The 25,021-nt window shown below is 49.8% G+C and carries 21 protein-coding genes; 14 read left to right on the forward strand and 7 right to left on the reverse strand.

Going from position 1 to position 25,021, the window contains the following annotated elements; all coding sequences use genetic code 11:
• Positions 1 to 62: 62 nt before the first annotated feature.
• Positions 63 to 1,211: a sterol desaturase family protein gene (locus tag DFR27_RS02950; protein WP_121875954.1), complete on the forward strand. Its 1,149-nt coding sequence runs from the start codon at positions 63 to 65 to the stop codon at positions 1,209 to 1,211.
• A 52-nt stretch (positions 1,212 to 1,263) separates the two neighbouring features.
• Complete coding sequence (locus DFR27_RS02955; protein WP_121875955.1) at positions 1,264 to 2,151, forward strand: glycoside hydrolase family protein; 888 nt, start codon at positions 1,264 to 1,266, stop codon at positions 2,149 to 2,151.
• A 57-nt stretch (positions 2,152 to 2,208) separates the two neighbouring features.
• On the opposite strand, the gene DFR27_RS02960 is transcribed toward DFR27_RS02955, so the two are convergent.
• Positions 2,209 to 3,042, reverse strand: a complete 834-nt coding sequence (locus tag DFR27_RS02960) for a DUF2306 domain-containing protein (RefSeq protein ID WP_121875956.1) — start codon at positions 3,040 to 3,042, stop codon at positions 2,209 to 2,211.
• A gap of 411 nt (positions 3,043 to 3,453) precedes the next feature.
• On the opposite strand from DFR27_RS02960, the gene DFR27_RS02965 reads away from it, so the two are divergent.
• Both DFR27_RS02965 and DFR27_RS02970 read left to right on the forward strand, forming a co-directional pair.
• Positions 3,454 to 3,945: a hypothetical protein gene (locus DFR27_RS02965; protein ID WP_121875957.1), complete on the forward strand. Its 492-nt coding sequence runs from the start codon at positions 3,454 to 3,456 to the stop codon at positions 3,943 to 3,945.
• Positions 3,946 to 3,987: 42 nt separating this feature from the next.
• A complete protein-coding gene (locus DFR27_RS02970; RefSeq protein ID WP_121875958.1) occupies positions 3,988 to 4,533 on the forward strand; it encodes a helix-turn-helix domain-containing protein in 546 nt (181 codons plus the stop codon).
• 188 nt (positions 4,534 to 4,721) lie between these two features.
• Here DFR27_RS02970 and DFR27_RS02975 read toward each other — a convergent pair whose 3' ends face one another.
• Together DFR27_RS02975 and DFR27_RS02980 are read right to left on the reverse strand one after the other, a co-directional pair.
• Positions 4,722 to 5,243 (reverse strand): DUF4823 domain-containing protein, encoded by a 522-nt coding sequence (locus DFR27_RS02975; RefSeq protein WP_121875959.1) that lies wholly within the window; start codon positions 5,241 to 5,243, stop codon positions 4,722 to 4,724.
• 143 nt (positions 5,244 to 5,386) lie between these two features.
• Positions 5,387 to 5,977, reverse strand: coding sequence for a dienelactone hydrolase family protein (locus tag DFR27_RS02980; protein ID WP_121875960.1), 591 nt, complete (start codon positions 5,975 to 5,977; stop codon positions 5,387 to 5,389).
• A gap of 311 nt (positions 5,978 to 6,288) precedes the next feature.
• On the opposite strand from DFR27_RS02980, the gene DFR27_RS02985 reads away from it, so the two are divergent.
• Positions 6,289 to 7,833, forward strand: a complete 1,545-nt coding sequence (locus tag DFR27_RS02985) for an AbgT family transporter (RefSeq protein ID WP_121875961.1) — start codon at positions 6,289 to 6,291, stop codon at positions 7,831 to 7,833.
• Positions 7,834 to 7,891: 58 nt separating this feature from the next.
• On the opposite strand, the gene DFR27_RS02990 is transcribed toward DFR27_RS02985, so the two are convergent.
• Entirely contained in the window at positions 7,892 to 8,617 is a 726-nt protein-coding gene (locus tag DFR27_RS02990; protein ID WP_121875962.1) for a pseudouridine synthase, read from the reverse strand.
• A 145-nt stretch (positions 8,618 to 8,762) separates the two neighbouring features.
• On the opposite strand from DFR27_RS02990, the gene DFR27_RS02995 reads away from it, so the two are divergent.
• The 5 genes from DFR27_RS02995 (at position 8,763) to DFR27_RS03015 (ending at position 14,682) form a co-directional block, all read left to right on the forward strand.
• Positions 8,763 to 10,178: a M24 family metallopeptidase gene (locus tag DFR27_RS02995; protein ID WP_211327544.1), complete on the forward strand. Its 1,416-nt coding sequence runs from the start codon at positions 8,763 to 8,765 to the stop codon at positions 10,176 to 10,178.
• A gap of 121 nt (positions 10,179 to 10,299) precedes the next feature.
• A complete protein-coding gene (locus DFR27_RS03000) occupies positions 10,300 to 10,977 on the forward strand; it encodes a response regulator transcription factor (protein ID WP_121875963.1) in 678 nt (225 codons plus the stop codon).
• Positions 10,970 to 12,184 carry a sensor histidine kinase family protein gene (locus tag DFR27_RS03005; protein ID WP_121875964.1) on the forward strand — a complete coding sequence of 405 codons (1,215 nt, stop codon included), beginning with the start codon at positions 10,970 to 10,972 and terminating at the stop codon, positions 12,182 to 12,184. The genes DFR27_RS03000 and DFR27_RS03005 overlap by 8 nt, the downstream gene beginning before the upstream one ends.
• A 57-nt stretch (positions 12,185 to 12,241) precedes the next feature.
• Positions 12,242 to 13,315 carry a type 1 glutamine amidotransferase domain-containing protein gene (locus DFR27_RS03010; RefSeq protein ID WP_121875965.1) on the forward strand — a complete coding sequence of 358 codons (1,074 nt, stop codon included), beginning with the start codon at positions 12,242 to 12,244 and terminating at the stop codon, positions 13,313 to 13,315.
• Between the two features lie 275 nt (positions 13,316 to 13,590).
• Positions 13,591 to 14,682: an energy transducer TonB gene (locus DFR27_RS03015; RefSeq protein ID WP_121875966.1), complete on the forward strand. Its 1,092-nt coding sequence runs from the start codon at positions 13,591 to 13,593 to the stop codon at positions 14,680 to 14,682.
• A gap of 80 nt (positions 14,683 to 14,762) precedes the next feature.
• Here DFR27_RS03015 and DFR27_RS03020 read toward each other — a convergent pair whose 3' ends face one another.
• Both DFR27_RS03020 and DFR27_RS03025 read right to left on the reverse strand, forming a co-directional pair.
• Positions 14,763 to 17,618, reverse strand: a complete 2,856-nt coding sequence (locus tag DFR27_RS03020) for a M16 family metallopeptidase (RefSeq protein ID WP_121875967.1) — start codon at positions 17,616 to 17,618, stop codon at positions 14,763 to 14,765.
• Between the two features lie 215 nt (positions 17,619 to 17,833).
• Entirely contained in the window at positions 17,834 to 18,082 is a 249-nt protein-coding gene (locus DFR27_RS03025) for an HP1242/YdcH family protein (RefSeq protein WP_121875968.1), read from the reverse strand.
• A 494-nt stretch (positions 18,083 to 18,576) separates the two neighbouring features.
• Between DFR27_RS03025 and katG the strand changes: the two genes are divergently transcribed.
• From katG to DFR27_RS03045, 4 genes are all read left to right on the forward strand, one after another.
• On the forward strand, positions 18,577 to 20,769 hold the full coding sequence (gene katG / locus DFR27_RS03030; RefSeq protein WP_121875969.1) for a catalase/peroxidase HPI: 2,193 nt from the start codon (positions 18,577 to 18,579) through the stop codon (positions 20,767 to 20,769).
• Between the two features lie 332 nt (positions 20,770 to 21,101).
• Positions 21,102 to 21,503, forward strand: a complete 402-nt coding sequence (locus tag DFR27_RS03035; protein WP_121875970.1) for a hypothetical protein — start codon at positions 21,102 to 21,104, stop codon at positions 21,501 to 21,503.
• Positions 21,493 to 21,711 (forward strand): helix-turn-helix transcriptional regulator, encoded by a 219-nt coding sequence (locus DFR27_RS03040; RefSeq protein WP_121875971.1) that lies wholly within the window; start codon positions 21,493 to 21,495, stop codon positions 21,709 to 21,711. The genes DFR27_RS03035 and DFR27_RS03040 overlap by 11 nt, the downstream gene beginning before the upstream one ends.
• A 362-nt stretch (positions 21,712 to 22,073) precedes the next feature.
• Complete coding sequence (locus tag DFR27_RS03045) at positions 22,074 to 24,248, forward strand: S9 family peptidase (protein ID WP_121875972.1); 2,175 nt, start codon at positions 22,074 to 22,076, stop codon at positions 24,246 to 24,248.
• Between the two features lie 116 nt (positions 24,249 to 24,364).
• Here the strand turns inward: DFR27_RS03045 and DFR27_RS03050 are convergent, their stop codons facing one another.
• Positions 24,365 to 25,012: a Crp/Fnr family transcriptional regulator gene (locus DFR27_RS03050; RefSeq protein ID WP_121875973.1), complete on the reverse strand. Its 648-nt coding sequence runs from the start codon at positions 25,010 to 25,012 to the stop codon at positions 24,365 to 24,367.
• Positions 25,013 to 25,021: the final 9 nt, after the last annotated feature.

Consider the following 25,021-nt stretch of genomic DNA (forward strand, 5'->3'; position numbering starts at 1 on the left):
CCATCGTAAAGTTGCGTGGTCAATTTACTTCTCAACAGGGACGTTTGTCGTTAAGGCATGTTATGAACAATGAATATGAGTACCAGGAGCGGGTTGTTCACAAGAACAGCGATAAAGAATTTCGGCTGGGTGAAGGGCGCATCAGCGGATACTTGTCCTTTACGCTGGGACTACTGAGTTTACTGGCGGTATTTGCCTACCTCTACCCTTCGCACTTAACCACTACAGAACTGCGCGCCGTGTATGACGCTGAAGCGCTGCAGCTGGTGCTGAAGTATGGAATGTATTTCTCGCTATTCTTCGCATTGCTCACGGTGGTGTTGAATCGCGGGCGCTATAAAAAGCTCGGCTTTTGGGGAGGTGGATTTACACTACTGGGTTTTGCGCTGGGCGGTTACTCCATTCCCGTAGGTGACGTTGCACCGCGGGCGCTGTCACTAGGTGTGGATTGGTTGATTCTGGCATTTCTGTTATCCACGCTTGTGTTTATGCTGTTGGAGAAGTTGTTTCCTAAATATAAAGATCAGTTGATTCTGCGCCCGCAGTGGGGGCTTGATCTCTACTATTTCTGTTTTAATCATTTAGCCATATCGGCCATTTTGATTTTCACTAACTACCATGTTGGCCATTTTGATTGGGCCTTGAGCCAGTCCTTCCAGGCATGGGTGCAGTCCATCCCCGTGTGGGCCCAGGTGGTGATGATTATCATCTGTGCGGACTTTGTGCTGTATTGGGAGCATCGTCTTTACCACGAGGTGAAGCCGCTTTGGCCTATTCATGCGGTGCATCATTCGGTAGAAGATCTGGATTGGCTAGCGGGTTCACGCGGCCACTTTATTCAGGTGTTCTCGGAGAGAGCCATGGTCATGGTGCCGCTATATCTGCTTGGTGCGGATACCGAGGCCTTAAACATCTACGTTACCTTTGCGGCGTTGCAGGCGGTCTATATCCACTGCAACACCTCAATCAGTCTTGGCCCGCTGAAGTATGTGCTGGTAACGCCGCAGTTTCACCACTGGCATCATAGTTCCGAAAAGCCGGCCATCGACACCAACTACTCCGCTCACACGGTATTGTTTGATCGTCTCTTCGGCACCTATCACATGCCAAACCAACACTGGCCGGCTAAGTACGGTACAACGGTGCCGTTACCAACGGATGTGGTAGGGCAAACGCTCTACCCAATCACGGCATTAGTTAAGAAGAAATAACGGCGTTGCACAGGGTGCTATAGGCCAGTCACACTCAGCCCTAGGAGGCTCTATGAAAAAAGGATTTATATCAGGCGTGTTATTAGCGGCTAGCGCCGCGTTAGCCACTTCTGCGTTGGCTCAGGATGAACTACCCGTCCTCAGCGGGCCCTACTTAGGTCAAACGCCGGCGGGCAAGGTGGCAGAGCCGTTTGGCCTAGGCGTCATCTCCACCCAAGGCTATGAGTACAACGGTGTGTTCGCGCCGGGGATGGAGGAGTTCTATTTCATCCGCGGAATAGAGGGCAGCCGAGACCAAGTATTGATTCGCTATAAACAAGTGGGCGAGCAGTGGTTTGGCGAGGTGATGTCCCCAAGACTTGGACAGCACACCTTCTCCCCAGATGGAAAAACTATGCATTTAGGTAGGCGCTACTTAACGCGTACCGATGAAGGCTGGTCTGAGCGTCAGGAACTGGGCTCACCCTTCGCCCAGAGTTTTATTATGCGCCTCACATCATCGCAAAACGGCACCTATTACTTTGACACCTACGACGAGACCAATGAGGCGTTTCCAATCCGCGCTTCACGATTGGTGGACGGCGTGCGCCAAGCACCCGAAGCACTCAGCAGTGCCATTAATACCGGTACCTATATTAGCCACCCGTTTATTGCTCCCGATGAATCCTACCTGATATGGGACGCCACTAAAGCGGATGGTTTTGGGGATTCGGACCTCTATATTAGTTACCGCCAGGCAGATGGCTCTTGGGGCGAGGCCATCAACCTCGGCGCCGAGATCAACTCCGAGGGTTGGGACGGGGCAGGCTATGTAACGCCTGACGGCAAGTATTTGTTCTTCAACCGGACGGTTTCCCCCGGGGTGGGAGAGGGGCTGCCAAACGTTGATCTGTACTGGGTTGATGCCCAGTTTATTGAAGCGCTTCGGCCGAAGAATTAGGCAGCCTTCTAGCGTAGTGATGGTTTAGGTGTTCACCTGCGCTCCTGTGGCGCCGCGTTAAATCCGCGGCAGCCACATTCCCATTGTTGCGCCAAACACACCCAAGATCATGACTAACGTCAGTAACACAACACCTGTAGCAGTCAGTAGTTTTTGAACGGCTGTGCCATTCGCTTGGGCGCGTAGATACACCTCTAAAAACAGCAGCGGCAGCACATATACCGTGGTGTATAACGCCGTTAGGAAGGGGCCCGTAAAGGTGCGCGGATCAAATCCAACGGGTTCGCCATGGAAGCTCAACCACGCCATTAGGCCAATGCGGAAAAACCACACACCACTCACCGCAATGAACAAGCGAAGTGCCCAGCGGCGGTGCACGGCGAATTGACGATTACGCGCAGTTTTAAACGCTAATACGGCGCATACCATGATGATTAAACCGTTAATCATGAGTGTGGTGTGGCCTATCGTGCTGCCGAAGATCTTATCCCAGCGGGTGAGAATCATGAATGAACCGCTCAAGCTCATGATGAAGGCAATCAGAATATAGAGGCGTCCATTCCAGCGGTGGAGAGCCGGAAGCTTCTTACGAATGATGGGGATGAGCTGCATCAAACCGCCAATGGTAATGATGGCGGCGAAAATCACGTGCGCAATCACGGCTACGTTGCCCCAAAAATCCCCCTCAATGTAACCGGCAGGCATGATGCTATTAAAGTGCTCTATATCCCGGTTGATGGTCGCGGTGTAATAGAACGCAATGATGTAGTAGGAAAATATCGCTTGGCCGACGAGTACCGCCGAAAACCAAAACTTAGCTGCGTGGTTGATTGCTTGCGTGGCGAACGCATTGGATAGCCAAGTTAGGCTCTTAGAAGATGGCATGGTCATAATGTATAAATCCTTAACTACCTTTTTGTGTAGGATATCCAGCTGTTATCAGTGAAGCTGAACTAGCAACTCGCTCGCCAAACTGAACTACCTTTTTGTGTAGGGTATCCAGCTGTTATCAGTGAAGCTGAACTAGCAACTCACTCGCCAAACTGAACTACCTTTTTGTGTAGGGTATCCAGCTGCTGTCAGGGAAACTGAGCTAGCAACTCACTCCGCAAAACCACTCATCAAGGTATCAGCGGTTGAGCGCTGACTTATGCAATGAAGCGTGGTGTGTTAGTATTTGCTTAGCACGCTAACTAGGTGTGTAGGCAAGTGATACCAGTATCGTCAGCGGCGTTCACAATGCTTGCTGTTTTGGAAATCGACGATTAATAGTCAAAAAAAGAGCCAAATTAGGACCCAATCATGTGGACTGAGAGCGTTATACATTATCTTCGTGCGTTCCCTATCACTGACACGCCGGTGTCAGATGACGAGTCACTGTATGGTTCGTTGAAGGCCCGCTTTCAACGCATGGAACCGCTCAGATTAATCTGGTGGATGTTGGTCTTTACCATCACCGCGTCAACCCTTGCACGAACGCTCGCGTTGCCAGCCGGTGTGCTGCACACCTTAACGGTCATAGCGGGCTCCGGTGCCTGTGCGTGGATTTGGTTTCTTAGCCGTTTACTGTTCCGAAGTAAGGCGAGCATTACCACGGGCGCTATTGCCCTAGTGCCGGTAGTGATTGTGGTGGAGGCGGTAGCGCATCTGGTGGTGCCGCTAAGCGGCGGTTTGGTGGGTGCAGAGACCGCTAGGGTGATTGCGAATTCCGCCTCATTCATCTGTATTACGGCTATTGCTTTCACCTTTAGTGAACCCCTGCAGGGCCTTAATAATATTCGTTCAACACAGTAGCGCCGCTTCCGTTTAGCTTTTGTGGCCGGAATAGTGCTGCTGGTGGCGTTGGCCATACTCTGGGTAGCAGGGGCATCCGCTGATTCCTTTGCGGCACAATGGAAAGCACATATTTTGTCCCTCTGTGGGCTTATTGCATTGGTGGGTAGTCGCTGTGCAGTGGAGTACCGCCTTAAGCATCCACTTTTAGTTAAGAAGGCCGCGGTAACGGCGGTCATGTCAGCTAGCGCGGAGGCCGATGAAACCATGGCGCTGGCGAAGCGTATTCAGGAAGCGCTCAATGACGATGCCTTACTCACCACGCCAAACTTGAAGGTGGCGGAGTTTGCTGAGCGTATTAATGAGCAGGAATATAAAGTTACCCGCTGTCTTACCGGCCAACTTCAGTACCGAAACTTTAATCAGTTCCTCAATCACCATCGGGTAGAGCGCGCCAAACGCTTACTGGTGGATGGGAAGCATGCCCACCAAAGTATTTCTACCATTGCCTTTGATTGCGGTTATAACTCCATTGGCCCCTTTAATCGCGCCTTTAAAGAACTCACGGGCTTCACCCCGAAGGTCTATCGGGATAGCCAATCTCGCTGAGCTTTCGTTGTGAACGCTGGCGGCTTAACGAAAGGCGTTTAGCGACAACAGAAGTTTAAATGGGGCTAAAAGTAGGGGTGAAAGTAGGGGCGGAACGGTGCCCCGGAACCGGATGTGGATGGGCAGAGCTTCTACCCATCAACGGCGTTACTATTAAAAATAGCGATACTCGCAAAGTTCAAACGTTGTTAGTTAGCGTAAAGCTGACTAACAAACTCATTGATTGGTTCAGCAAGCAGGTCTTGTGGGTGATCGCCGCCCAACGTGCTCCACTTACTATTACTCACGAATGAGGTCTTTGCTAACTCTTCTTTAGTGGCCGCAGCATAAACGGTTAAATGTACTTCAATTCGGTCCGGCTTTCCTGTCCACTCGGTTGCACGGTCTTCCCAGTGAAATATCTCGGCCTTGACGAAATAGCCATACTGGTTGGCATCAATACCCTGTAAGCAGCTGACCCCTTGGCAACTATTCGTGATATCAGCTCGCTCGGTGTGTTCAACAAAAGCATCACGAAGCGCGTTAGCGGTCATAGAGCCAGACCCTTCATAAACAATATCTTCAAATTTACCATCTACTGGAGTGGCAATGAGCACGCCGAGGTCACGGTCCAGTTTACTCGTTGGCACTGATACATCGGTGGACTGATAACTCGATGAACAGCCAATTATGGCGCTGCCTAGAAGAACGATTAACAGTTTTTTTAGCATAATCTTATTTCCGTTTGGTTGAGGTTTTAACAATTATATTAGACTTTTTAGCTAAGTCTAGGGATGGTCTTAGGGGCTCCTTCTTGCTATTGGGTTTCACTAAATTCGCGGTAGCTTCGCCGCGCTAGTTAGGGCCTTGCAACTCAGTCAGTAGGCTTGAGGGCTTGGTACACCTCATCCAGAAGGGAGCGCGTAAAAGTCTGTGCGCCAATGTAATCATAGCGTGGTGATTGAGGATTCATGAAACCGTGGTGATACTCGCTAATGGTGCACGAAAAGAATGGCTTTGAGCGCAGCGTCTCGGCCATGGTAACCACATCAAATTGACTCTCTTCGCAGGGGAAAATGATGGTTGTCTTACACGGTGGCGTAACCGCTTCTGCGTTGTTAATTTGGTTTGGATAGAAACCAATGAAATGGATCACCTCGTCAGCTTGTGTAGCTGAAAGGGTACGCCAAATTGCGTTGGCTCCGGCGCTAAAGCCAATGGCCAAGATCAAGTCGTCGGTAGCCGATATCGCCTGTTGTACCTGCGAGCTATAATAGTCATGGCCACACACTTCAAGGAACTGCTCATAAACGGCATTTTCTTCTAACCCTTGCTCGGGTTGATCCTCAGATGACGAGTAGGGAGTGAGAATCTGAATGTCGTCGCACAGTTCGCTCAACTGTAACCGTAATTCATCAAGATGTGAGTCTCGTCCGTAGATATCGCTTACTAGGATAATCTTCATTTTTTAAAAAAGAGCCTCTTTGAAGTTAAGTATCGGTCAATCAACCGGGTGCTAATTACTGTTGATCTGTGTCTAAGATTAAGCGCGAAAAGCATGAATCTTAGCTTTACCGATATATTGCCGTGATCTAACGCTAACAAATCCTTTCAAAAAACCGCCATAACGTGCAAAATTCAGTCTACTAAATTCAGTAGCTCAACTGCGACTACCATTTTTCCGCTAATTGGCGAATAACAATAATGACGAGGCGGCAGAAACGCACTCTCAGCCAGATTGATTTAGCGTGAAGTATCTTAGGAGACTAGTACACAATGACCGAAATAGCCGAAGCCAACGAGAAGATCTCGTTTATTGAGCGGGTGGGGAAGAAAATTCCTGATCCCGTGATCATCTTTATGTTCCTGCTGGCATTCTGCCTAGTGCTTACCGCTATGGTTGGCGGCTTAAGTTTTGAGACCCCCAACGCGGGTGGAGGCTTCACTTCGCACGTTATTAAAGACATGACGGAAACGGAGAACGTACGTTGGTTGTTCGACAATGCCCTGGTGAATAACTGGCTGGCATTCGGTAACGGCGTATTAGGGGTGATTCTTATTGTGATGCTAGGTGTGGGCGTAGCCGAAAGCTCGGGTCTGCTTACCGCTATCATCAAGAAGTTAGGCACCAAGTTGCCGGACCGTTTTCTTGCGCCGGCAATTGTCTTCCTAGGCATCATGAGCTCCATTGCTACGGATGCGGGGTATCTGGTTCTTATTCCGCTAGCCGGCTTGTTGTACGCGGGCCTGGGCAAGAATCCGCTCATTGGTATGGCGGCGGCATTTGCCGGGGTTTCAGCAGGTTTTAGTGCCAACCTTATTCCGGCTACGCCAGTGGACGTGATTATTGGTATGAATGCTCAAGTGTTTGCGGAAGCGCAGGGTGTTCCCTTCGAACGTGCCGACGGTACACCGCTAACTCCGGCTACCATGCATTACTACTTCATTTTTGCCTCTACCTTCTTATTGGCAGGCTTGGGTGCATGGGTAACCAACCGCTTTGTAGCACCTCGTTTAGAGAAGATGGATTACCAAGTTCCCGAAGATATTAGCATCTCCGACTTTGAAACCACTGCCGAGGAAAGCCGAGGCCTAAAGGCGGCGTTACTTGGATTGGTGGTTGCACTGGGCTTGGTGGCATTCTTAGCACTGGGGCCATTGGCTACCTTCACCGATGAAACGGGCCGCACGGTATCGCCGTACCTCAACAACGTGATCCTATTGATTGCCATGGTGTTTATCATTGTGGGTGTGTCATTTGGTTTCGCCGCTAAGAAATTCAGCTCCATGATGGATGTGGTTCAAGCCATGGTGGGACAGATGAATACCATGGGTTACATTTTGGTACTCACCTTCTTCTGTTATAACTTCCTAGGCCTACTGGCGCATTCTGGTTTAGGTACCTATGTAACCTATTTGGGTGCAAGCTTCCTACAAATGCTGGGCCTTCAGGAATTCCCCATTCTGCTGATTATTGGCTTTGTGATTACCACGGCGCTTATCAACCTATTCGTAGGTGGCTTAACCTCAAAGTGGATGCTATTGGGGCCTATCTTTATCCCCATGCTCTACGCGGTAAATCCAGAGATGACGCCAGATCTTGTGGCAGCAGCGTATCGTGTGGCGGATTCCTCCACCAACATCATTACACCAATGATGAGCTACGCGGGTGTTATCTTGGCGTTCATGCGTAAGTACAAGCCAGACCTAAGTTTCGGTGACATGATCTTTATGATGGTGCCGTACTCGGTGGCCTTTATGATTGTGTGGACCACGCTGTTGGTTTGCTTCTTTGCCTTCGGAATTCCGTTAGGCTTCTAAGTGGCGGGGTCTTGTTGGTGCAGGCTAATTAGTTGCAGTTAATGTAAATTGCAGTTAGTTAGCGTGCACCGCTTGGCATATTAACGCTGCGTATCTCTTCGGTTGTTAATGCTCTAGCCTCTCCCGGTGCTAACTCGGGATCTAATAGTATCTCCCCAATACTCACTCGGTGAAGCGACAAAACAGGGTTGCGAAAGCGCCCGAACATCCGTTTTATCTGGTGGTATTTACCTTCCTTGAGCCAAACCTTGGCTTGGTATGTTGAAACGATTTCTAGTTTTGCTGGTTGCGTTACGATGTCCTCAAAGGGGAAGTGCATACCAGCGGCAAAGGCGTGGATATAGGCTTCATCCAGAGGGTTGGCGAGGGTCACATGATAAAGTTTCGCAACCTTGTTGCCAGGGTGAGCCAACGCTTCGGACCATCTACTGTCATTGGTGAGCAGTATGAGCCCAGTGGAGTGCAAATCTAGTCGCCCGGCAATATGCAGCTCAGATTTATCGGTAGTGTTGAGTAGGTCCACAACCGTTGGGTGCTGCGCGTCAACGGTGGCCGAAACTACGCCATTTGGCTTATTGAGCATAAAGTAACGAGGGCGATTTGCTTGGAGAATTTTGCCCTCTACCACAATGCGCGAGAAATGATTGATTCGCTGGGCTCGGTCATGTGCAATAACGTCATCTACTTCCACCAAGTTACGCGCCAACAATTGCTGGACATCTCGCTGGTTAAGTAAGAGTTGTTGGCGAAGAAACTTATCTAAGCGTTGCGTGTCCCGGGGCATGTTTCGTATTTACCGCCATAGTAGAGTGCGTTAAAGCGAGCTTGGATTAATGGCGAATTACCGCGCCTTGGCTTACAAGATGTAGAGTATCTCAATAATGAGATATAGTTTACAGTCTTCCCTACACGGCACTGAGAAAAGTACTATGACCCTTCTACCTCGTTCGCTTAACCCTCGTTCATCTAAGCGCCTGCCGCGCTGGATTTCTCCGCGCTACATGGTGTTGGCAATATTGTGCTTGGTTGCAAGCGTGCACGGATCAGCGCTAGCTGGTGAAAATACATCTGTTCACGAGCTCCCCTCCTTAAGAGCGCGTGCTGAGATCATCGATACCGTGCTCGAAGAGCGAATCAATAACGTTTTACCTATGATCATGGAGCGCTCAGACGTTGATCTCTGGGTGGTGATGTCCCGCGAATATAATGAAGACCCAGTGCTGAAAACCCTACTTCCTGCGGATTGGATGTCGGCGCGCCGACACACTATGTTGGTGATGCATAACCCGGGTGAGGGTGCGCCAATTGAAGCGCTGGCGGTATCGCGTTATGGCGTGGGTGACTTATTCACCCAAGCGTGGAACAAAGAGGAACAACCTGATCAGTGGGCGGCGTTGGCTAAGGTCATTGCCGAGCGCTCCCCCGAGGTCATTGCCATTAATAAAGATGCCCATTTCGCCCTAGCCGATGGCATGAGTGCTAGCGAGTATGAACAGTTCATTGCGGTACTCACCGCCGAGCAACGGGAAAAACTGGTGTCGTCTCGTGCTCTGGCAATTGGCTGGTTAGAAACGCGAAGCGAATCCGAGCTGAAGATCTTTCGGCAGCTTGTTGGCATTGGTCATGAACTGATTGCTCGGGCCTTTTCGAACGAAGTGGTTACACCCGGTGTGACGACTACCGATGACATTGCCTGGTGGTTGCGGGAACAATCGGCGGCGCTCAACATGGGGAACTGGTTTCACCCCTCGGTATCGCTACAGCGCTTCGATAATACTGAGTTCGATCAAATAACAGCTTTTAGCAATTCCGTTGATGAAAACGTCATTTACCCCGGTGATTTGTTGCATGTGGACTTTGGTTTGAGCTACTTACGCTTGCACACGGATCAGCAGCAGCACGCCTATGTGCTTAAACCCAATGAAACTAACGTGCCGGAATCACTGGTCAACGCCTTGGCGCAGGGCAACCTACTCCAGGATATTCTGATGGATGGTTTTGAAACGGGGATCACCGGTAATGCGCTCTTGGCTCAATCACTGGAGCAAGCCAGCGAGGCGGGCTTAAAACCCACCATCTATACCCATCCGTTAGGCCTTCATGGCCACGCAGCAGGGCCAACCATTGGTATGTGGGATGCTCAGGAAGGTGTGCCTGTAGTGGGCGACTACCCCGTGTACCCGAATACCGCCTATTCCATTGAGCTAAACGTGGCCGTGAACATTCCCGAGTGGGACAATCAGGAAATCCGCATTATGCTGGAGGAGGACGCCTTCTTTGATGGTGAGTCCATTGAATTCCTATCTGGGCGACAAACTCAGCTGCATGTGATTGAGGCCAACTAGAGCACCTTTACTAGGTGTTGCGGTGGATGAAAAGATGCCAATAGGATGGCATAGGCATGCCGATTTCACCGTAATTTTACCCCCAAGATGTTACAACAGTGTTTGAACAGAGAGAGTGACTATGAAAATTCTACTGGTTGAAGACAATGTTGAGATAGCTACCCAGGTTATCGACTTTTTAACGGGATTGGGTTGGGACGTCGACTTCGCTCGCAATGCTACGCAGGGTGCCGAACTGGCGGTTGCTGACAACTTCGATGTCATTCTATTGGATCTTAATCTCCCCGACGGCGATGGCGTGACCTTGTGTGCGCAGATCAAGGCCAACGCGACCATTGAGCCGGCGATCATCATGGTGACCGCCCGTAACAGTTTTGAAGACAAGGCTGAGGGCTTTAATCATGGCGCTGACGACTACTTGGTAAAGCCCTATGATCTGCGTGAACTGCCGCTGCGCTGCCAAGCACTCCTACGCCGTAAGCAACTGTATCAATCCAAGAAACTCAGCCTGGGCGAACTGAGCTTAGATGCACACACGCACGAGGTAACACGGCAGGATCAGCCCCTCAAGCTCACCAAGATTGGCTTTAATATCCTGTTACAGCTGGCCCGTGCCTACCCAAAACCTGTCTCCAAGTCACAGTTAGTAGCCGAACTATGGCCAAACGATGTACCGGATAGCGATCCGCTTAAGGCGCATATCTATGCGTTGCGCCAAGTGCTCGATAAACCTTTTTCCACACCTATGCTGGCAACGGTTCAGAGCTTAGGTTATCGCCTTGAGGTAGCCAATGCTTAAGCCAAAGGGACTGCGAGCGTATACAACTGGGTTGTTGGTAGCCTTTACCTTAATCTTTTCTAGCCTGTTCCTGGCGGTAGGTGTGCTCACGGCGTACATTGTGGAAGATACGATTATTATGCGGCTGGTAGGCGCGCAAGTAGATCAAATTGAACAATCGCTTGCGCAAGGCGAATCGCCACAACTGAACGCAAAGCAACGGCTCTATACAGAGGCCGAGGACATACCTTCAGCGTGGCAAGCCATCATCCTTAAGTATCCGTCTGGTGAGCTATTTACGGACACCGAAGATCACTATCACTTTCAGCATCTTTCCACCCCCTCTGGTGATTTCGCGGTACTGGTGGTGGAGGTATCGGAGGTGCTTGTGGTGACGGAATCCCCGCGCGCGTTCATCATCTTTGTCGTGGTCTTTGCGGTGATGGTCTTGGTGGCGGTGGGGGTGGCGCTAAAAATTGCTAATCGGGTCACCAAGCCCGTGTTGGATCTCTCGACCGCGGTGGCACAGCGCGCGTTGGTTACGGAGCCTATGCCAGATTTACCCTTCGAGTTGAAACAACTGGCCAGTAATTTCGAGGCAAGTTTCAGTAAGATTGAGCAGATGTTACAGCGCGAGCGAGATTTCACCACCGATGTGGGTCACGAGCTAAAAACACCGCTTACGGCGTTTAATAATCTGCTGGTTATCGCCAGTGGGCGACCGCTCAGCTCAGCGGAGGTGGAGCAACTGGGGCGGATCAATGCCGACCTTGCCAACACCGTTGAGGTGTTACTCGCGCTCGCTCGCGAAGAATCGCTGACAAAGCAGCCCGTTAACGTGATGGCTTGTATCGAGCAACTCGCCATTGACCAGCCACAGGTGGTAGCAGGGGAGTTTTCGATAGCGCTCACGGGCGATCGCTCGGTGGTGATTCAAGGCAACCCCGTGCTCACTAAATTACTGTTTCTTAATGTGATTCAGAATGCGATTCGTCACGCTGATTCGCCCCAACTCAACATTGATATCGCGGCCGATAGAATCGTTTTAGCTAATTCCGCCGCGTCAAGGAAACAGCTGGATTTCATGGCACCTGGGGTTCGCGATGAGACGAGTACGGGTGTAGGTCAGGGGCTCTATTTGGTGCGTCGCATTGCCGAAAAACTAGCACTGAGGGTTGAGCTGAATCTGGGCAATGAGCAATTCGAAATCGTTTTTCATATTAATTGACTCCGATTTTACCGCTTGGGCGATAGCCTAGCGGTAAATAACTTGGAGACTACTACTATGAACATCAAAAAAATTGCTATTCGCGTTTCACTTTTTCTAGCCGTTATTGGACTCTTGATAGCCGCCGCTATCTTTTGGCTTTTTAGCTTTATACCCGAATCCGGAATGAAGCAGCTTGAGGAAAGCCAGGCTCACGAAATTCCCTATCTGATGTCTGCAACGGGCGATACCAACGGTCGTATCCTAGCGGTTGTCACCAGTGTGGATAAGATGGGTGAGAGCGGTAAAAAAACCGGCTATGAATTAACGGAGTTGGCACGAGCTTACTGGGTATTTAATGTTAACGGCTTTGAGGTAGACATTGCCAGTACGCAGGGCGGTGATGCCCCGAAGATTCTAGACTTGGATGATATGGGCCGCTACGACTACGCCTTCCTTAATCACCCCGAAGTACAGTTGCAGTTAGCTAACACATTGTTGATTGATGAGTTGAACCCAGCCGATTATGACGCCGTGTACTTCGTTGGCGGCAAAGGCGCAATGTTTGACTTTGTTGATAACGCCGCAATTAAATCGTTCATCGCGCAGATGGACAGTGAAGGAGGCATCATTTCGGCCGTTTGTCATGGCCCAGCCGCACTGCTAAATGTGGTGACTGCAGAGGGTGAAAATCTACTCCGCGGCACACAGGTGACCGCCTTTAGCAATAGCGAGGAGATCTTTCTCATCCCTGACGCTGAGCAGATTTTTGGTTTTCTACTCGAAGATGGAATGACGGCACAGGGAGCGAGTTTTTCGGCAGCTGACAATTACTTAAACCGCGTAGTAGTGGATGGTAATGTTATTACTGGGCAAAACCCATGGTCGGTTTGGACGCTTGCAGAAGAGGTGGTACGAAGCCTTGGCGTTGACCCCGTTGAACGACCAGTAACCGCTGAAGAACGCTCGGTTGATCTGCTAGCAATCCTGCAAGAGCAAGGTTATTCGGCGGCTAAAGCGTCAATTGAAGAAAATGAGTACGAGTACCAATCTTTGCTTATCCTAATGCACGCCATCATAGCGGCTATGGAGCTAGATTTGGTTTCCACCGTAAAACTAATGCTATTGGCGGAGGCGTCAAAAACGGCGTAACTTACCGTTTAATCGCAAGGTATCCCCCCCCAAAAGAATGCCCACAACTCGGTGGGCATTTTCTATTCTTTCAATTCACTTAGCTGCTTGCGCCACTTCCTAGACAGCTTTGTCGATTTCAAGGTCACCCCTGAATAGCGAGCTTGGGTGATAAAGTAGGTTAGTGATCAATCACATTGCTTGCAGGCCAGGTAATAATTGGTTATTGTTACTTTGAAGCAGTAGTTAGTACAGCACATTGCTTACTGGCATATTTCATAGAAAAAGGATTTTTTATGTCATTCTTGCTTATTGTCACTATTTGTTTGATCGTACCGTGCGTAGCGCAGGCGCAGACTAACCCTTTTGTGTCACCATCAATACCTACCAGTTCGTCCACCTCTTCTTCACCTGCAAGCTTTGATTATTCAGAGACTGAACCACTCATTCCTGCTCGCAGGCTTGATAGAGATTCGTTGGTGTATTCGAGTTATGAGTTGGGGCTGCAATACGAAGGCTGGGTAGTTGTGAGCTCGGTAATTGATCCCGAGGGTCAGGTGGTTAAAGTTATCATCGATAACTCAAGTGGGAACATTATACTTGAAGAGGCCGCGCGTGAGTTAGCCCTGAATGCTAAGTTCGCTCCTGCAATGCTGTATGGTAGGGCGGTTAGATCTAGTGTTAATCAACAGCAATATCGTTTTAACTTCAACGATGGTGTTCAAGGGCTGTCGCCGTTCTATCGATCCGCCAATAGCAGAGCGTTAAGCGCCTACGGCGAGGGTGATTGGGAGAGATTTCAACAAAGCTTAGAAGCGCTGGCTAACATGCAACGCCGTAATTTCATGGAGGAAGCTCACTTCAGCATGCTGGTGGGGTTGAGCTTAGAGCGTCAAGGCGATCGACAAGGCGCATTAAGGCAGTATCAACAAGCCATTGACTGGAACATAGAACAGCTTAGCGAAGAGCGAGCCGTTGTTGCCTATCAACATGCGTTCTCACTATTGGTGGAGAGCGAGAATTATCCTGGGGCCGTTTCTCTCGCCAATAGAATCCCGCCAACATTAGCACCGCTGCCGCAGCTGCAATACACGATTGAACTAAGCGAGCAGCTTCGCCAACATATCGCGGGGCAGGTCTACCTTGAAAATCAGTTGGTTTTAGATGAAGAAGGGCGGAGCTCACTTGAGCTGTGGCGGCAAACATTTGATCTATCCCTGACAGAGGGAACCCTTGACGCTTACGAACTGTGGTGTAGCGGTCGTTATATGCGTTACACATTCACAGCTAATACCTCAACGAGCATACCGCGTAATTGGGGAGACTGCACATTGAGGCTTGAGGGTAAGCCGGGTGCCCGCGTCAGTGTATGGCAGTCTAGCGGTTGATCACTTCACTCAATGGGTGCAAGGCAAGAGCCTGCAGACCCTAGAGAGAACAGGGCCTGCAAGACGATGGCGAGTAGCAACTATTGAATCGGCTGTCCCCAGCGATCCAGCACAAGCGGCTCCCCAAGTTGCTCAACAAGCGCGTCGTATTGCGTAGCCTTATCACCCACAATAACGTACAGCAGTTGATCTTTCGCTAAGTACTGATTTAACAGTTCGCTCACACGGTCTGTGGTCATGTTAGCAACACGGGTCTGGCGGGCGGCCACATAATCGCTTGGGCGATGGTAGCGGGCCATCTCAGATAACATCCCCGTCTTCTGGCTTAGACTTTCGTAGGCACGTGTTTGCGACTTAATCAGAATATTCTGCGTGGTGGCTAAGTCGGCGTCAGTAAACTGAGCCTCATAGCCCTCAATGAGCCCCCTAAATACATCCATTGCCTCTGAGGTAACGTTGGCGCGAACACTGCTGTAGGCTAGCGTAGGCCCATTGTAACGGCCACCATAAACGGCGGCGTAAGCACCGTAGGTGTAGCCCAGTTGAATACGCAGTGTTTGAAATAGCTGGGCACTACTACCGCCGCCTAAGCGGTTGATTGCAGCCTCCAAATCAAAGGCGTCCGTTGAGTAAGATGATGGGCCTTGAGTACCCATGAACAGAACCGATTGCTTCGCCTCGGGTAAGTCTACGAACACCCAGTTAGGTAGTTCGGTTCGCGGCGCACTAATTGCCTCGTTCAAAATATTACTGTGGGAGGCAGAATCGCTATGCCTAGTCCAGTTGCTGAACTGCTGGTTAAAGGCTGTTTGAATACGCTTACTATCAAGGTCTCCGGCAACACTCAAGGACGCGTTATTCGGCTGGACAGCTTGCTGGTAAAAGGCCTGTACGTCATTCAGTTCAATACTAGCAACCGAGTCTAATGTACCCACAGTGGGCGATGCCGCACGGAACTCTGCCGGGTAGAGGGTAGCAAACGTAGCGCGCGAAGCGATGCTATTCGGCGAGGTTTCGCTGGCTTGAATACGCGTGAGTGTTTGCTGTTTCAAACGGTTGAAATCGGCTTCGTCGAAACGCGGCGATTGCAGCATTTCGGAAGCAATGGCTAGGGTTGCTTCGAAGTTACGGGCCAAACCACTTCCTCGAACTACCATGCCGTCCATGGACGAGCTGATGCTTAATGAGGAGCCCAGTAGACCGATATCGTCTTCAAGTTCTGCTGGGGTTCGCATTGCGGTCCCTTCGTTCATCAAACTTGCCGTGAGCGCATTGATACCGTATTGGCCTTCCGCTTCTTGCCAAACGCCACCAGGAATAAATAATTCGAAGTTAAATAGCGGAAGCTCATTGGATTCAATGCTGAGCAGTCTCACGCCGTTGTCGGCGATGGCGTCATGAACGGTTGGGGTCTGGATCTCAGGCATTGGCCCCAGCGGTGGCTCGCTTCGATCATGCACAGTAGGCGTGCGTTCGTAGTCCGCTTCGCTATCATCAAAGCTTGGCTCGGCTCCGGCGACAATAGCCTCTTCTTTAATTCCAGCGTCTACCGAACCTGTCAGCACTAGCTCAGGCGAGGCCTTTGGAACAACACTGGTGTAAACAGCATTGGCGCCCTTTACGTAGGTGTTATAAACACGAAGCACATCTTCACGACTCACGGCTTGAATGCGCTGGATATCCGTTTGGAAGTAACCAGGATCACCCGCGTATTCAGCGTAAGTGGCAAGTTGGAATGCTTTGTTCAAAACCGATGAAACGCCCTGATAAAAGGACGTCTCTAATCCTGCTTTAATACGCTCAAGATCGCGATCATCAAAACCATTTTGTTCGAAGTCGGCAAGGGCGCGCTCAAGTGAGGCGTTGATATCATCGAGCACAACGCCGGCATTACCGCGGACAGCAATGGAGAATTCACCGGCGAGTTCACTGCTATTTTGGCTGGCGCGTACACTTGGTGCTAAACCATCGTCTTCCACAATGTGACGGTAGAGCGGCGCTCGTTTGCCATCGGCAAGCAATTGCGCCAAGGCTTCTAGGGCATAGCTGTCGGGGTGGTATTCTTCAACCGTTGGAATGGTGATGCGTAGTTCTGGCAAGCGAGCGAAATTATCGAGGTGTGAAAGACGCACCGATTGCTCCAACGTCACAGGCATAGGGGCTAAGTCACTAATGTCTTGACCCGCAGGAATTTCACCAAACCAAGTTTCAACTAGCGCTTTGGTTTCCTCAATATCAATATCGCCAGCAATGACCAGCGTGGCATTCGAAGGACCGTAATAGCGATCATAGAACTCGCGAACATCGGCTAGCGTAGCTGCTTGTAAGTCTTCGAGCTCGCCAATCACGGTCCAGGAATAGGGGTGGCCGGCCGGATAGAGCGCACGGCGGATGATGGCTCCGGTATGACCGTATGGCTGATTATCTACGCGCTGACGTTTTTCGTTTTTAACGACTTGCTTTTCGCGTTCAAGCGCGGATTCAGTGACGGTGTTAATCATGTAGCCGAAGCGATCGGAATCAATCCACATGAGCTTTTCCAACGCGTCCTTGGGAACGACTTCGTAATAGATGGTGCCGTCACTCCAGGTGCCGCCATTACGTGACCCACCTAACTCTTCAATCATTTGTCTATTGGCGCCGCGGGGTACGTTTTCCGAATCATTGAACGCCATGTGCTCGAACAGGTGAGCGAAACCGGTCCGACCGGTCTCTTCGCGCGAGGAACCCACGTGGATAATGGTTGCAGCCGCTACAATCGGGTCAGAATTGTCCCGATGGAGAATCACATTCAAGCCGTTATCAAGTTGGTAGTATTCGTAGTCAAGCGTTAGCTCATTACTTGGTTGGCTGTTGGCCGCGGTATTTGAGGTGTCGGTGGGTGAGCAGGCAGTGGCTATTGCGACCGCCATGAATCCAACAAACAAGTGTTTCATATCCAAAGTCCCTTTCTAAAAATCGCAAAGGACTAAACATAGCGCTAAAGGCGGTTGGGCTCAAATTAGTTTTTAGTGGCGGGGTACCATGGCCAGCCTAAGTTCCAGCAATTTGTTAACTCGCAGGGAAGTATCTAGCGAAGTCTTGCTGCTAGCCCGCCAGATTGATCAGAGCGGAATACGCTCTGACCTTAGCAGGTTATCTGGCCTCGGAACTAAGCCGCTTTGTACTTATTGATCATAGTGATCATTTCATCTTTTAGATAAAGCCGCTTTTTCTTCAGCGACTCAAGGTAGTCATCGGCGGTATTTTCGACCCCGTCTTCAATCCGAATGATCTCATCGTCCACGTCATGATACTCGTGAAATAGTTTCGAAAAGTGTCGGTCATTCATCTTTAAGTGGTGAATCGCTTCTTTATGTTGAGGTACATCGTTGACTAAATTATGGCGCTCAATATTCATGCACAATCCCTATGTAAATTCGGTAAATGTAATATGTGTGGTTTGCTCAAATTAAGCATCTTGCGCGCTGCCTCTAACATTTTTCGAGCTAACAACCACAGCCTTCGCATTGTCTACCACACCCTTTAACTGTAGTTGAGTACAGCGGATTTGCCGCGTTCCATTTGCTTGCTCTATTGATGCTGGTGACTCAGCAGCAAATAGCGATAGCTCTGATGATCTTGTGCTGTTACACCGCTTAGCTCTGAGAACTGCACCCTGACAGATCTTAGCGATGCTCACTGACAGATTTTAGCGACGCTCACTGACAGATTTTAGCGACGCTCACTGACAGATTTTAGCGATGCTCACTGACAGATTTTAGTGATGCTCCCTCTTTCTATAGTTTTTAGCTATCAGATTAATGATGTTAATTGATTTAATGTTTTTTCATCCCGCCACTACACTTACTGGGTAATGTTTAAACAGCAGTAGAATCTGCCAGGGAGATCAGTATGTCCAACGACAACACAACAGCAGGAAAATGCCCGTTCATGCACGGTGGAAATACGAGTGCAGGCGGCAGTGGCACCAAGAATCAAGACTGGTGGCCGAATCAATTGAACCTGAAGATCCTTCATCAGCATGACCGCAAGTCCAACCCCATGGGGGAGCAGTTTGATTACGCGGAAGCTTTTAGCTCGTTGCCGCTCAGTGAAGTCAAAGCGGATATTGCGGCGCTCATGACGGATTCCAAGGACTGGTGGCCAGCCGACTATGGTCACTATGGTCCATTCATGATTAGGATGGCTTGGCATGCAGCGGGCACTTATCGCAGCGCCGATGGCCGTGGTGGTGCAAATACGGGTAATCAACGCTTTGCTCCGTTAAATAGCTGGCCAGACAACGGCAACTTAGATAAGGCACGTAGACTACTGTGGCCCGTTAAGAAGAAGTACGGCGCCAAGCTATCGTGGGCGGACCTATTCATTTTGGCTGGTAATGTCGCCATCGAGTCAATGGGTTTACCAACCTTTGGTTTTGGTGGTGGCCGTGCCGATATCTATGAACCAGAAGAAGATGTCTATTGGGGTAAGGAAGCCGAATGGTTGGGCAACAATCGTTATCAGGGTGATCGCGAGTTAGAAGCTCCGCTGGCAGCAGTCCAAATGGGGCTTATCTACGTTAACCCAGAGGGACCTGATGGTAATCCTGACCCACTTGCTTCAGCTCATGATGTACGCGACACCTTCGCTCGAATGGGGATGGACGACTACGATACGGTTGCGCTGGTGGCAGGTGGCCATACTTTCGGTAAGGCACACGGCGCCGCACCCGACTCCAATCTAGGCCCGGAGCCTGAAGGCGCAGCAATGGAAGAAATGGGGTTCGGTTGGCGCAATAGCTATGCCAGCGGTAAGGGTTCAGACACCATCACAAGTGGGATTGAAGGTGCTTGGACAGCTAATCCAACGAAGTGGGATAACGGCTACTTTGACGTGCTCTTCGGCTATGAATGGGAGCTGGTAAAGAGCCCAGCGGGCGCTCAACAATGGGCCGCTGTTGGTTTGGCTGAGCAAGACAAAGCCCCGGATGCTGAAGATAGTGCTAAGCGTGTAGGCTTAATGATGACCACCGCGGATATGGCATTGAAGTTAGACCCTGCCTATCGAGTCATTGCCGAGCGATTCCACCAAAATCCGGCTGAATTTGCCGATGCGTTTGCACGTGCCTGGTTTAAGCTAACTCACCGTGATATGGGGCCAAAGACGCGTTATTTAGGTGATGAAGTGCCAGCTGAAGATCTAATTTGGCAAGACCCGCTTCCTGACGCAACGGGTGAAACACTGAGCAGTGCTCAGGTAGCCGAGTTGAAGTTGGCAATTTTGGCGACCGGTTTGAGTGTTTCTGAATTGGTCTATACCGCTTGGTCATCTGCCTCTACCTTCCGAGGCTCAGACTATCGAGGCGGCGCAAATGGCGCTCGGATTCGTTTGGCTCCTCAGAAGGACTGGGAAGTAAACCAACCAGAGCAACTTGCTAAGGTGCTCACGGCGCTTGAGGGTGTTCAGAGTGCAAGTAAAATCGCGGTCTCTATGGCGGACCTCATTGTTCTGGGTGGCGCTGTCGCCTTAGAGAAGGCGTCTTCGGACGCAGGGGTTGAGATAGACGTACCGTTCACTTCAGGAAGAGTGGATGCCTCTCAGGAGCAGACGGATATAGAGCAATTCTCCTTGCTTGAACCAGCTGCTGATGGTTTCCGAAACTATCGTAGGAAGACATTCACGGTTGCTACCGAAGAATTACTCTTAGACAAAGCGCAGCTGTTGGGGCTTTCTGCTCCAGAGATGACGGTTCTCGTAGGTGGTTTGCGTGTATTAGGTGCCAATTTTGATCACTCAGAATTGGGCGTTCTTACTGAACAGCCTGGTGTGTTAAGTAATGACTTCTTCCTTAACATCACGGACATGGATGTGGAATGGCGCCCAACGTCTAGAGATGCCGAAACGTTCACCGGTACTAACAGAACGTCCGGCAAGAAAAAGTGGAGTGCGAGTCGTGCGGATTTAGTGTTTGGCTCTAACTCTCAGTTACGTGCCTTAGCAGAAGTTTATGCGGCGGACGATGCCAAAACTAAGTTCGTTGAGGACTTTGTGGCGGCCTGGACTAAAGTGATGGATGCTGACCGATTTGATCTAAAAGCCTAATATCATGACTAGGTTGATCACGGGGGCTAGCTAGTAGTTAGCGCTTAACCTTCTTCAACACGTAGCACCCATTAGAAAGGTCACAGCATTCGCTGTGGCCTTTTTTGCGTTACTACAAAGAGAAACTGCCAGGAAACGTCATAAATTCATTGCGATACATCGCCCTAAACGGTCCATTAACTCATTGGGGTTAGTCATGATTTCATTACATTATGTAATGCTGGCTTGACATGTAAGGTTTTCATGACATAATGTCACACATGCCCGACAAAAAACGGGAAATTTAGTGAGTCAGTGTGACTCTCCCCCAAAGCTAAAACGAGGATGTATCAATGGATATGATCAGTAAAGTTAAAAACTGTATGCCGAAGTTCGCACTATCAATGGGATTGTTTCTAATCCTGATGGCCATTCAGTCAGTGACAATGGCAACCTTTGAATTATCACTGGTGCCTAAAGTAATCATCACGTTGATTCCTATATTGCCGCTGTTTTGGGCGTTTGCGATATACCGCCGCTACTATCTGCGCCAGGATGAATATATGCGCGGTCGCATAGGTGAAGCTTTTATGTGGATACTGGCCACGCTCTGCTTTGTTTCTTATACCTACGGCATGCTGATGTATAAGTTTGAGATTCCAGCTATCAATCCGGCTTTCATCCTGCCGGTGGTATTTGGCTGTCATGGACTTGTTGTAGAGCTATTGGTAAAGCGAGATAGTCATGAAGAATAAGATCAAGGTGCTTCGGGCCGAGCAAGATTGGTCCCAGGAAGCCCTAGCGAAACGCTTGGGTGTATCAAGGCAGGCAATTAATGCACTGGAGCGAGGCAAACACAGTCCATCACTTCAGCTAGCGTTCGATATTGCTCATGTATTCAGTGTCGATATCACGGATGTCTTTATTCCCGAGGTATCAGAGCTTCCTGTCACAGAGGAGTGACGTATCGTAGAACCGCTGTGAGAGAGCGGTTCTATACAAGCCCGCTAAGTTTTATCGCCGTGGCGTATTCCCCCACCTATTGCCCCCATTAGGTTACGCCACAGTGATACCTCCAGAATCTTTCTCCCTAGTCTGTTTAGCTATTGCTGCTGGTTTTGCCGTGCTAGCTTCGAGCTTTTAGATAGTTATTAACTTCGCCCTGCTAGCTTCGAGCGTTTGGATAGTTATTGGTTCTGCCAACAGCGTGAGGATATCTCCAGTCAAAGTCATTGACCTTGCCTGTAGCACCTTGCGATGATAGGTGAGTAAAGTGTCCGCGCAAGCTGCGCAACAACACGATGAATCGTGAAAAAGGAATTGCTATGAATTATTTTGGATTACGACCGTTGGCGCTGGGTATCGGTGCCGTGTTTTTTCTAGGAGCCTGCACGCCAGGTTCAGAAACGTCGCCAACAACGATGTCGAAAAGTCAGTTAAGCGAACTTCCCAATGCCCCGTATGCATCTCAACGTGAGCACGAGTTTAGTCATCACGGTATCACGGTATCGGACCCGTGGAATTGGCTTCGCGATAGCGACTACCCTACCGTTGATGACCAAGATGTGCTGGACTACCTCAACGCCGAAAACGCCTATTTTCAAAGTTGGTTACAGCCGCAAGCAGCGTTAACCGATACACTTTTTGAAGAGTTCAAAGGTCGCCTAGATGAGTCGGAGTCCTCGGTGCCGTGGGTGTCAAACGGCTACGAATATTCTTGGGTTTATGAAGAGGGCGAGGAGTATCGTACTTACTTGCGTAGAGATTTAAGTGATCCCGAAGCGCAGGCCGAAGTGTTCTTGGATCAACCAGGTCTAGCTGAATCCTATGAATACTTTGTGATGGGTGGATATAGTGTTTCCGATGATAACCGTTACTTAGCCTACTCCTTCGACACCTCAGGTGATGAACGTTACACCGTTCGAGTAAAAGACCTTGTAAGTGGCGAGTATTTGGATGATGTGATCACCGATACGAATGGTAGCGCGCAGTTTATGAAGGATGGCTCGTTAGTTTATGGCCTCCTAGAAGAGGGTAAGTGGCGAACCCAGTCTATTAATCGCTACGAGCTTGATTCAAATGCGAGCACTGTCCTGCTGGTGGAATCCGATGACAGCTTCTTCCTTGGCTTTGGTTCGTCTTCCGATGGGGAGTATTTGTTGTTGGGCTCTGGTCAGGGTGCGGTGTCGGAATACTATGCACTTTCACAGAACAACTTAACGGCCAAACCAATGCTGTTGGCTTCGCGCTCAGAGGGTTTCTCGTACACCGTAGATCACGCTCATGGTGACTTCTGGATTTTAGCGAACGACCAACACGTCAATTTCCGTATGGCAAAAGTTGCGGACACTAACCCTAGCTATGAAAACTGGGAAACTGTAATTGCAGGAAGTGACGCGGTCTATCTTCGCAGCTTTCAACCCTTCAATGACTTCATTGCTATCAAACAGTCCGTTAATGGTTTAGAGCAAATTCACGTTAATGGCTACGATGGCTCGTCACATGAGATCGTATTTCCTGAAGATGTCTTCACGGCTTCTATTGGCAATAACCCTGAGTTCGATCAGCGCCACCTTCGCCTTAGCTACAGTTCCATGGTCACTCCGTCAACGGTGTTTGACTATCAGCTAGACGAACAAAGCCTAGAAACGCGGAAAGTCGCGGACATTCCGTCTGGCTACGATAAGAGCCGCTACGAAACGAAACGCTTAATGATTACGGCTAGAGATGGCGCTGAAGTACCGGTGTCTATGCTTTATTTGAAGGGCACTGAGCTCGATGGCAGCAATCCGCTTCATCTATACGGTTATGGTGCCTATGGCTCGGGCATGTCACCGCGTTTTTCAACCACTAACTTATCTTTGGTAGATCGCGGTGTGATCTATGCTATTGCGCATGTGCGTGGTGGAGATGAGATGGGCTACCAGTGGTATCTGGATGGCAAGCTTGAAAAGCGAACTAACACCTTTAATGATTTCATTGACGTAGCACGTGGCTTGATTGCTCAGAATTATACCGCAGCTGGGAATATAAGTAGCTCGGGCCGTTCTGCTGGTGGTGAGCTAATGGGGGCGGTAGTTGTTCAAGCTCCCGAACTTTGGAGTAGCGTGATTTTAGGTGTGCCTTTTGTAGATGTACTCAATACTATGCTTGATGCAACCTTGCCGCTAACACCACCTGAGTGGAGCGAGTGGGGTAATCCTATTGAAGATAAGGCGGCATTTGAATTACTTCAGAGCTACTCACCCTATGACAATATTGAGGCGCGCGATTACCCATCGATGTTAGTCACCGGCGGTTTGAATGATCCACGTGTGACCTATTGGGAACCGGCCAAATGGACGGCGGCAATGCGTCACTATAAGACCGACGATAATCTGTTAATGATGCGGATGAACATGGGTGCTGGGCACTTCGCTAACAGCGGTCGTTATGGCCGTCTGCGTGATTATGCCGAGGAATACACCTTCATTCTGATGTCCCACGGTATTACTGAGTAAGAGAAACTAAACAGTGGGTCTACGGCCCACTGCTTCCTTCTTTTGATTAGTGAAACACTGCAGGATAGTGGAACCTCTTCTGGGTTAGCGCGTTGCAAAGCGTGCTAGCTTCTATATTAGCGCGTTGCAAAGCGTGCTAGCGCTTCAACGTCAAGCACCTCAATACTACCGTATTGCAATCTAATTAACCCTTCGTTAGCCAGCTTGTTTAAAGCGCGATGAACGGTGAGCACCGTAAGGCCCAAGTGGTCCGCAAGATCAGTTTGGCGAAGCTTTACCTGAAGTGAATCTTTTGCTACCGAAAAGTTGAGCAGTAATTTGGCAAGACGTTGAGCCACGTTGAGATGGCGCAGATCGTCCATCAAATCCACACAGGTTCGTAATTTTTCGGCCAACATCGCAAGCATCACATCCTTTATGGCAGGGACTTGGTTGGCATAGCGTTCGTAGCTATCGCGACTGACCTGAATAATTTCGCAGCCAGTGAGGGCTTCTACGGTATGACTTCTAGCGTACTGGGTGAATAGCGTGATTTCGCCAAAAATTTCGAACTCCCCCAAAACCTGAGTTAACAGGTAGTTGCCCTGCTTATCATAGTTCCCCACCTTTACGTTGCCATGGCTGATAATTGAAAAACCAGGTTTTTGCTCATCGCGTTCATGAATTACTTCGCCTTTTGAATAGCTAACACAGGGGCAAAACGCGGCGAGTGCCAGTAGGTGTTCGTTGGGAAGACGTTGTGGCGAAAGGTTTGGGGAAATCATGGCTACTCT

The organism is Umboniibacter marinipuniceus (assembly GCF_003688415.1).
In the GTDB taxonomy this organism is placed as follows: domain Bacteria; phylum Pseudomonadota; class Gammaproteobacteria; order Pseudomonadales; family DSM-25080; genus Umboniibacter; species Umboniibacter marinipuniceus.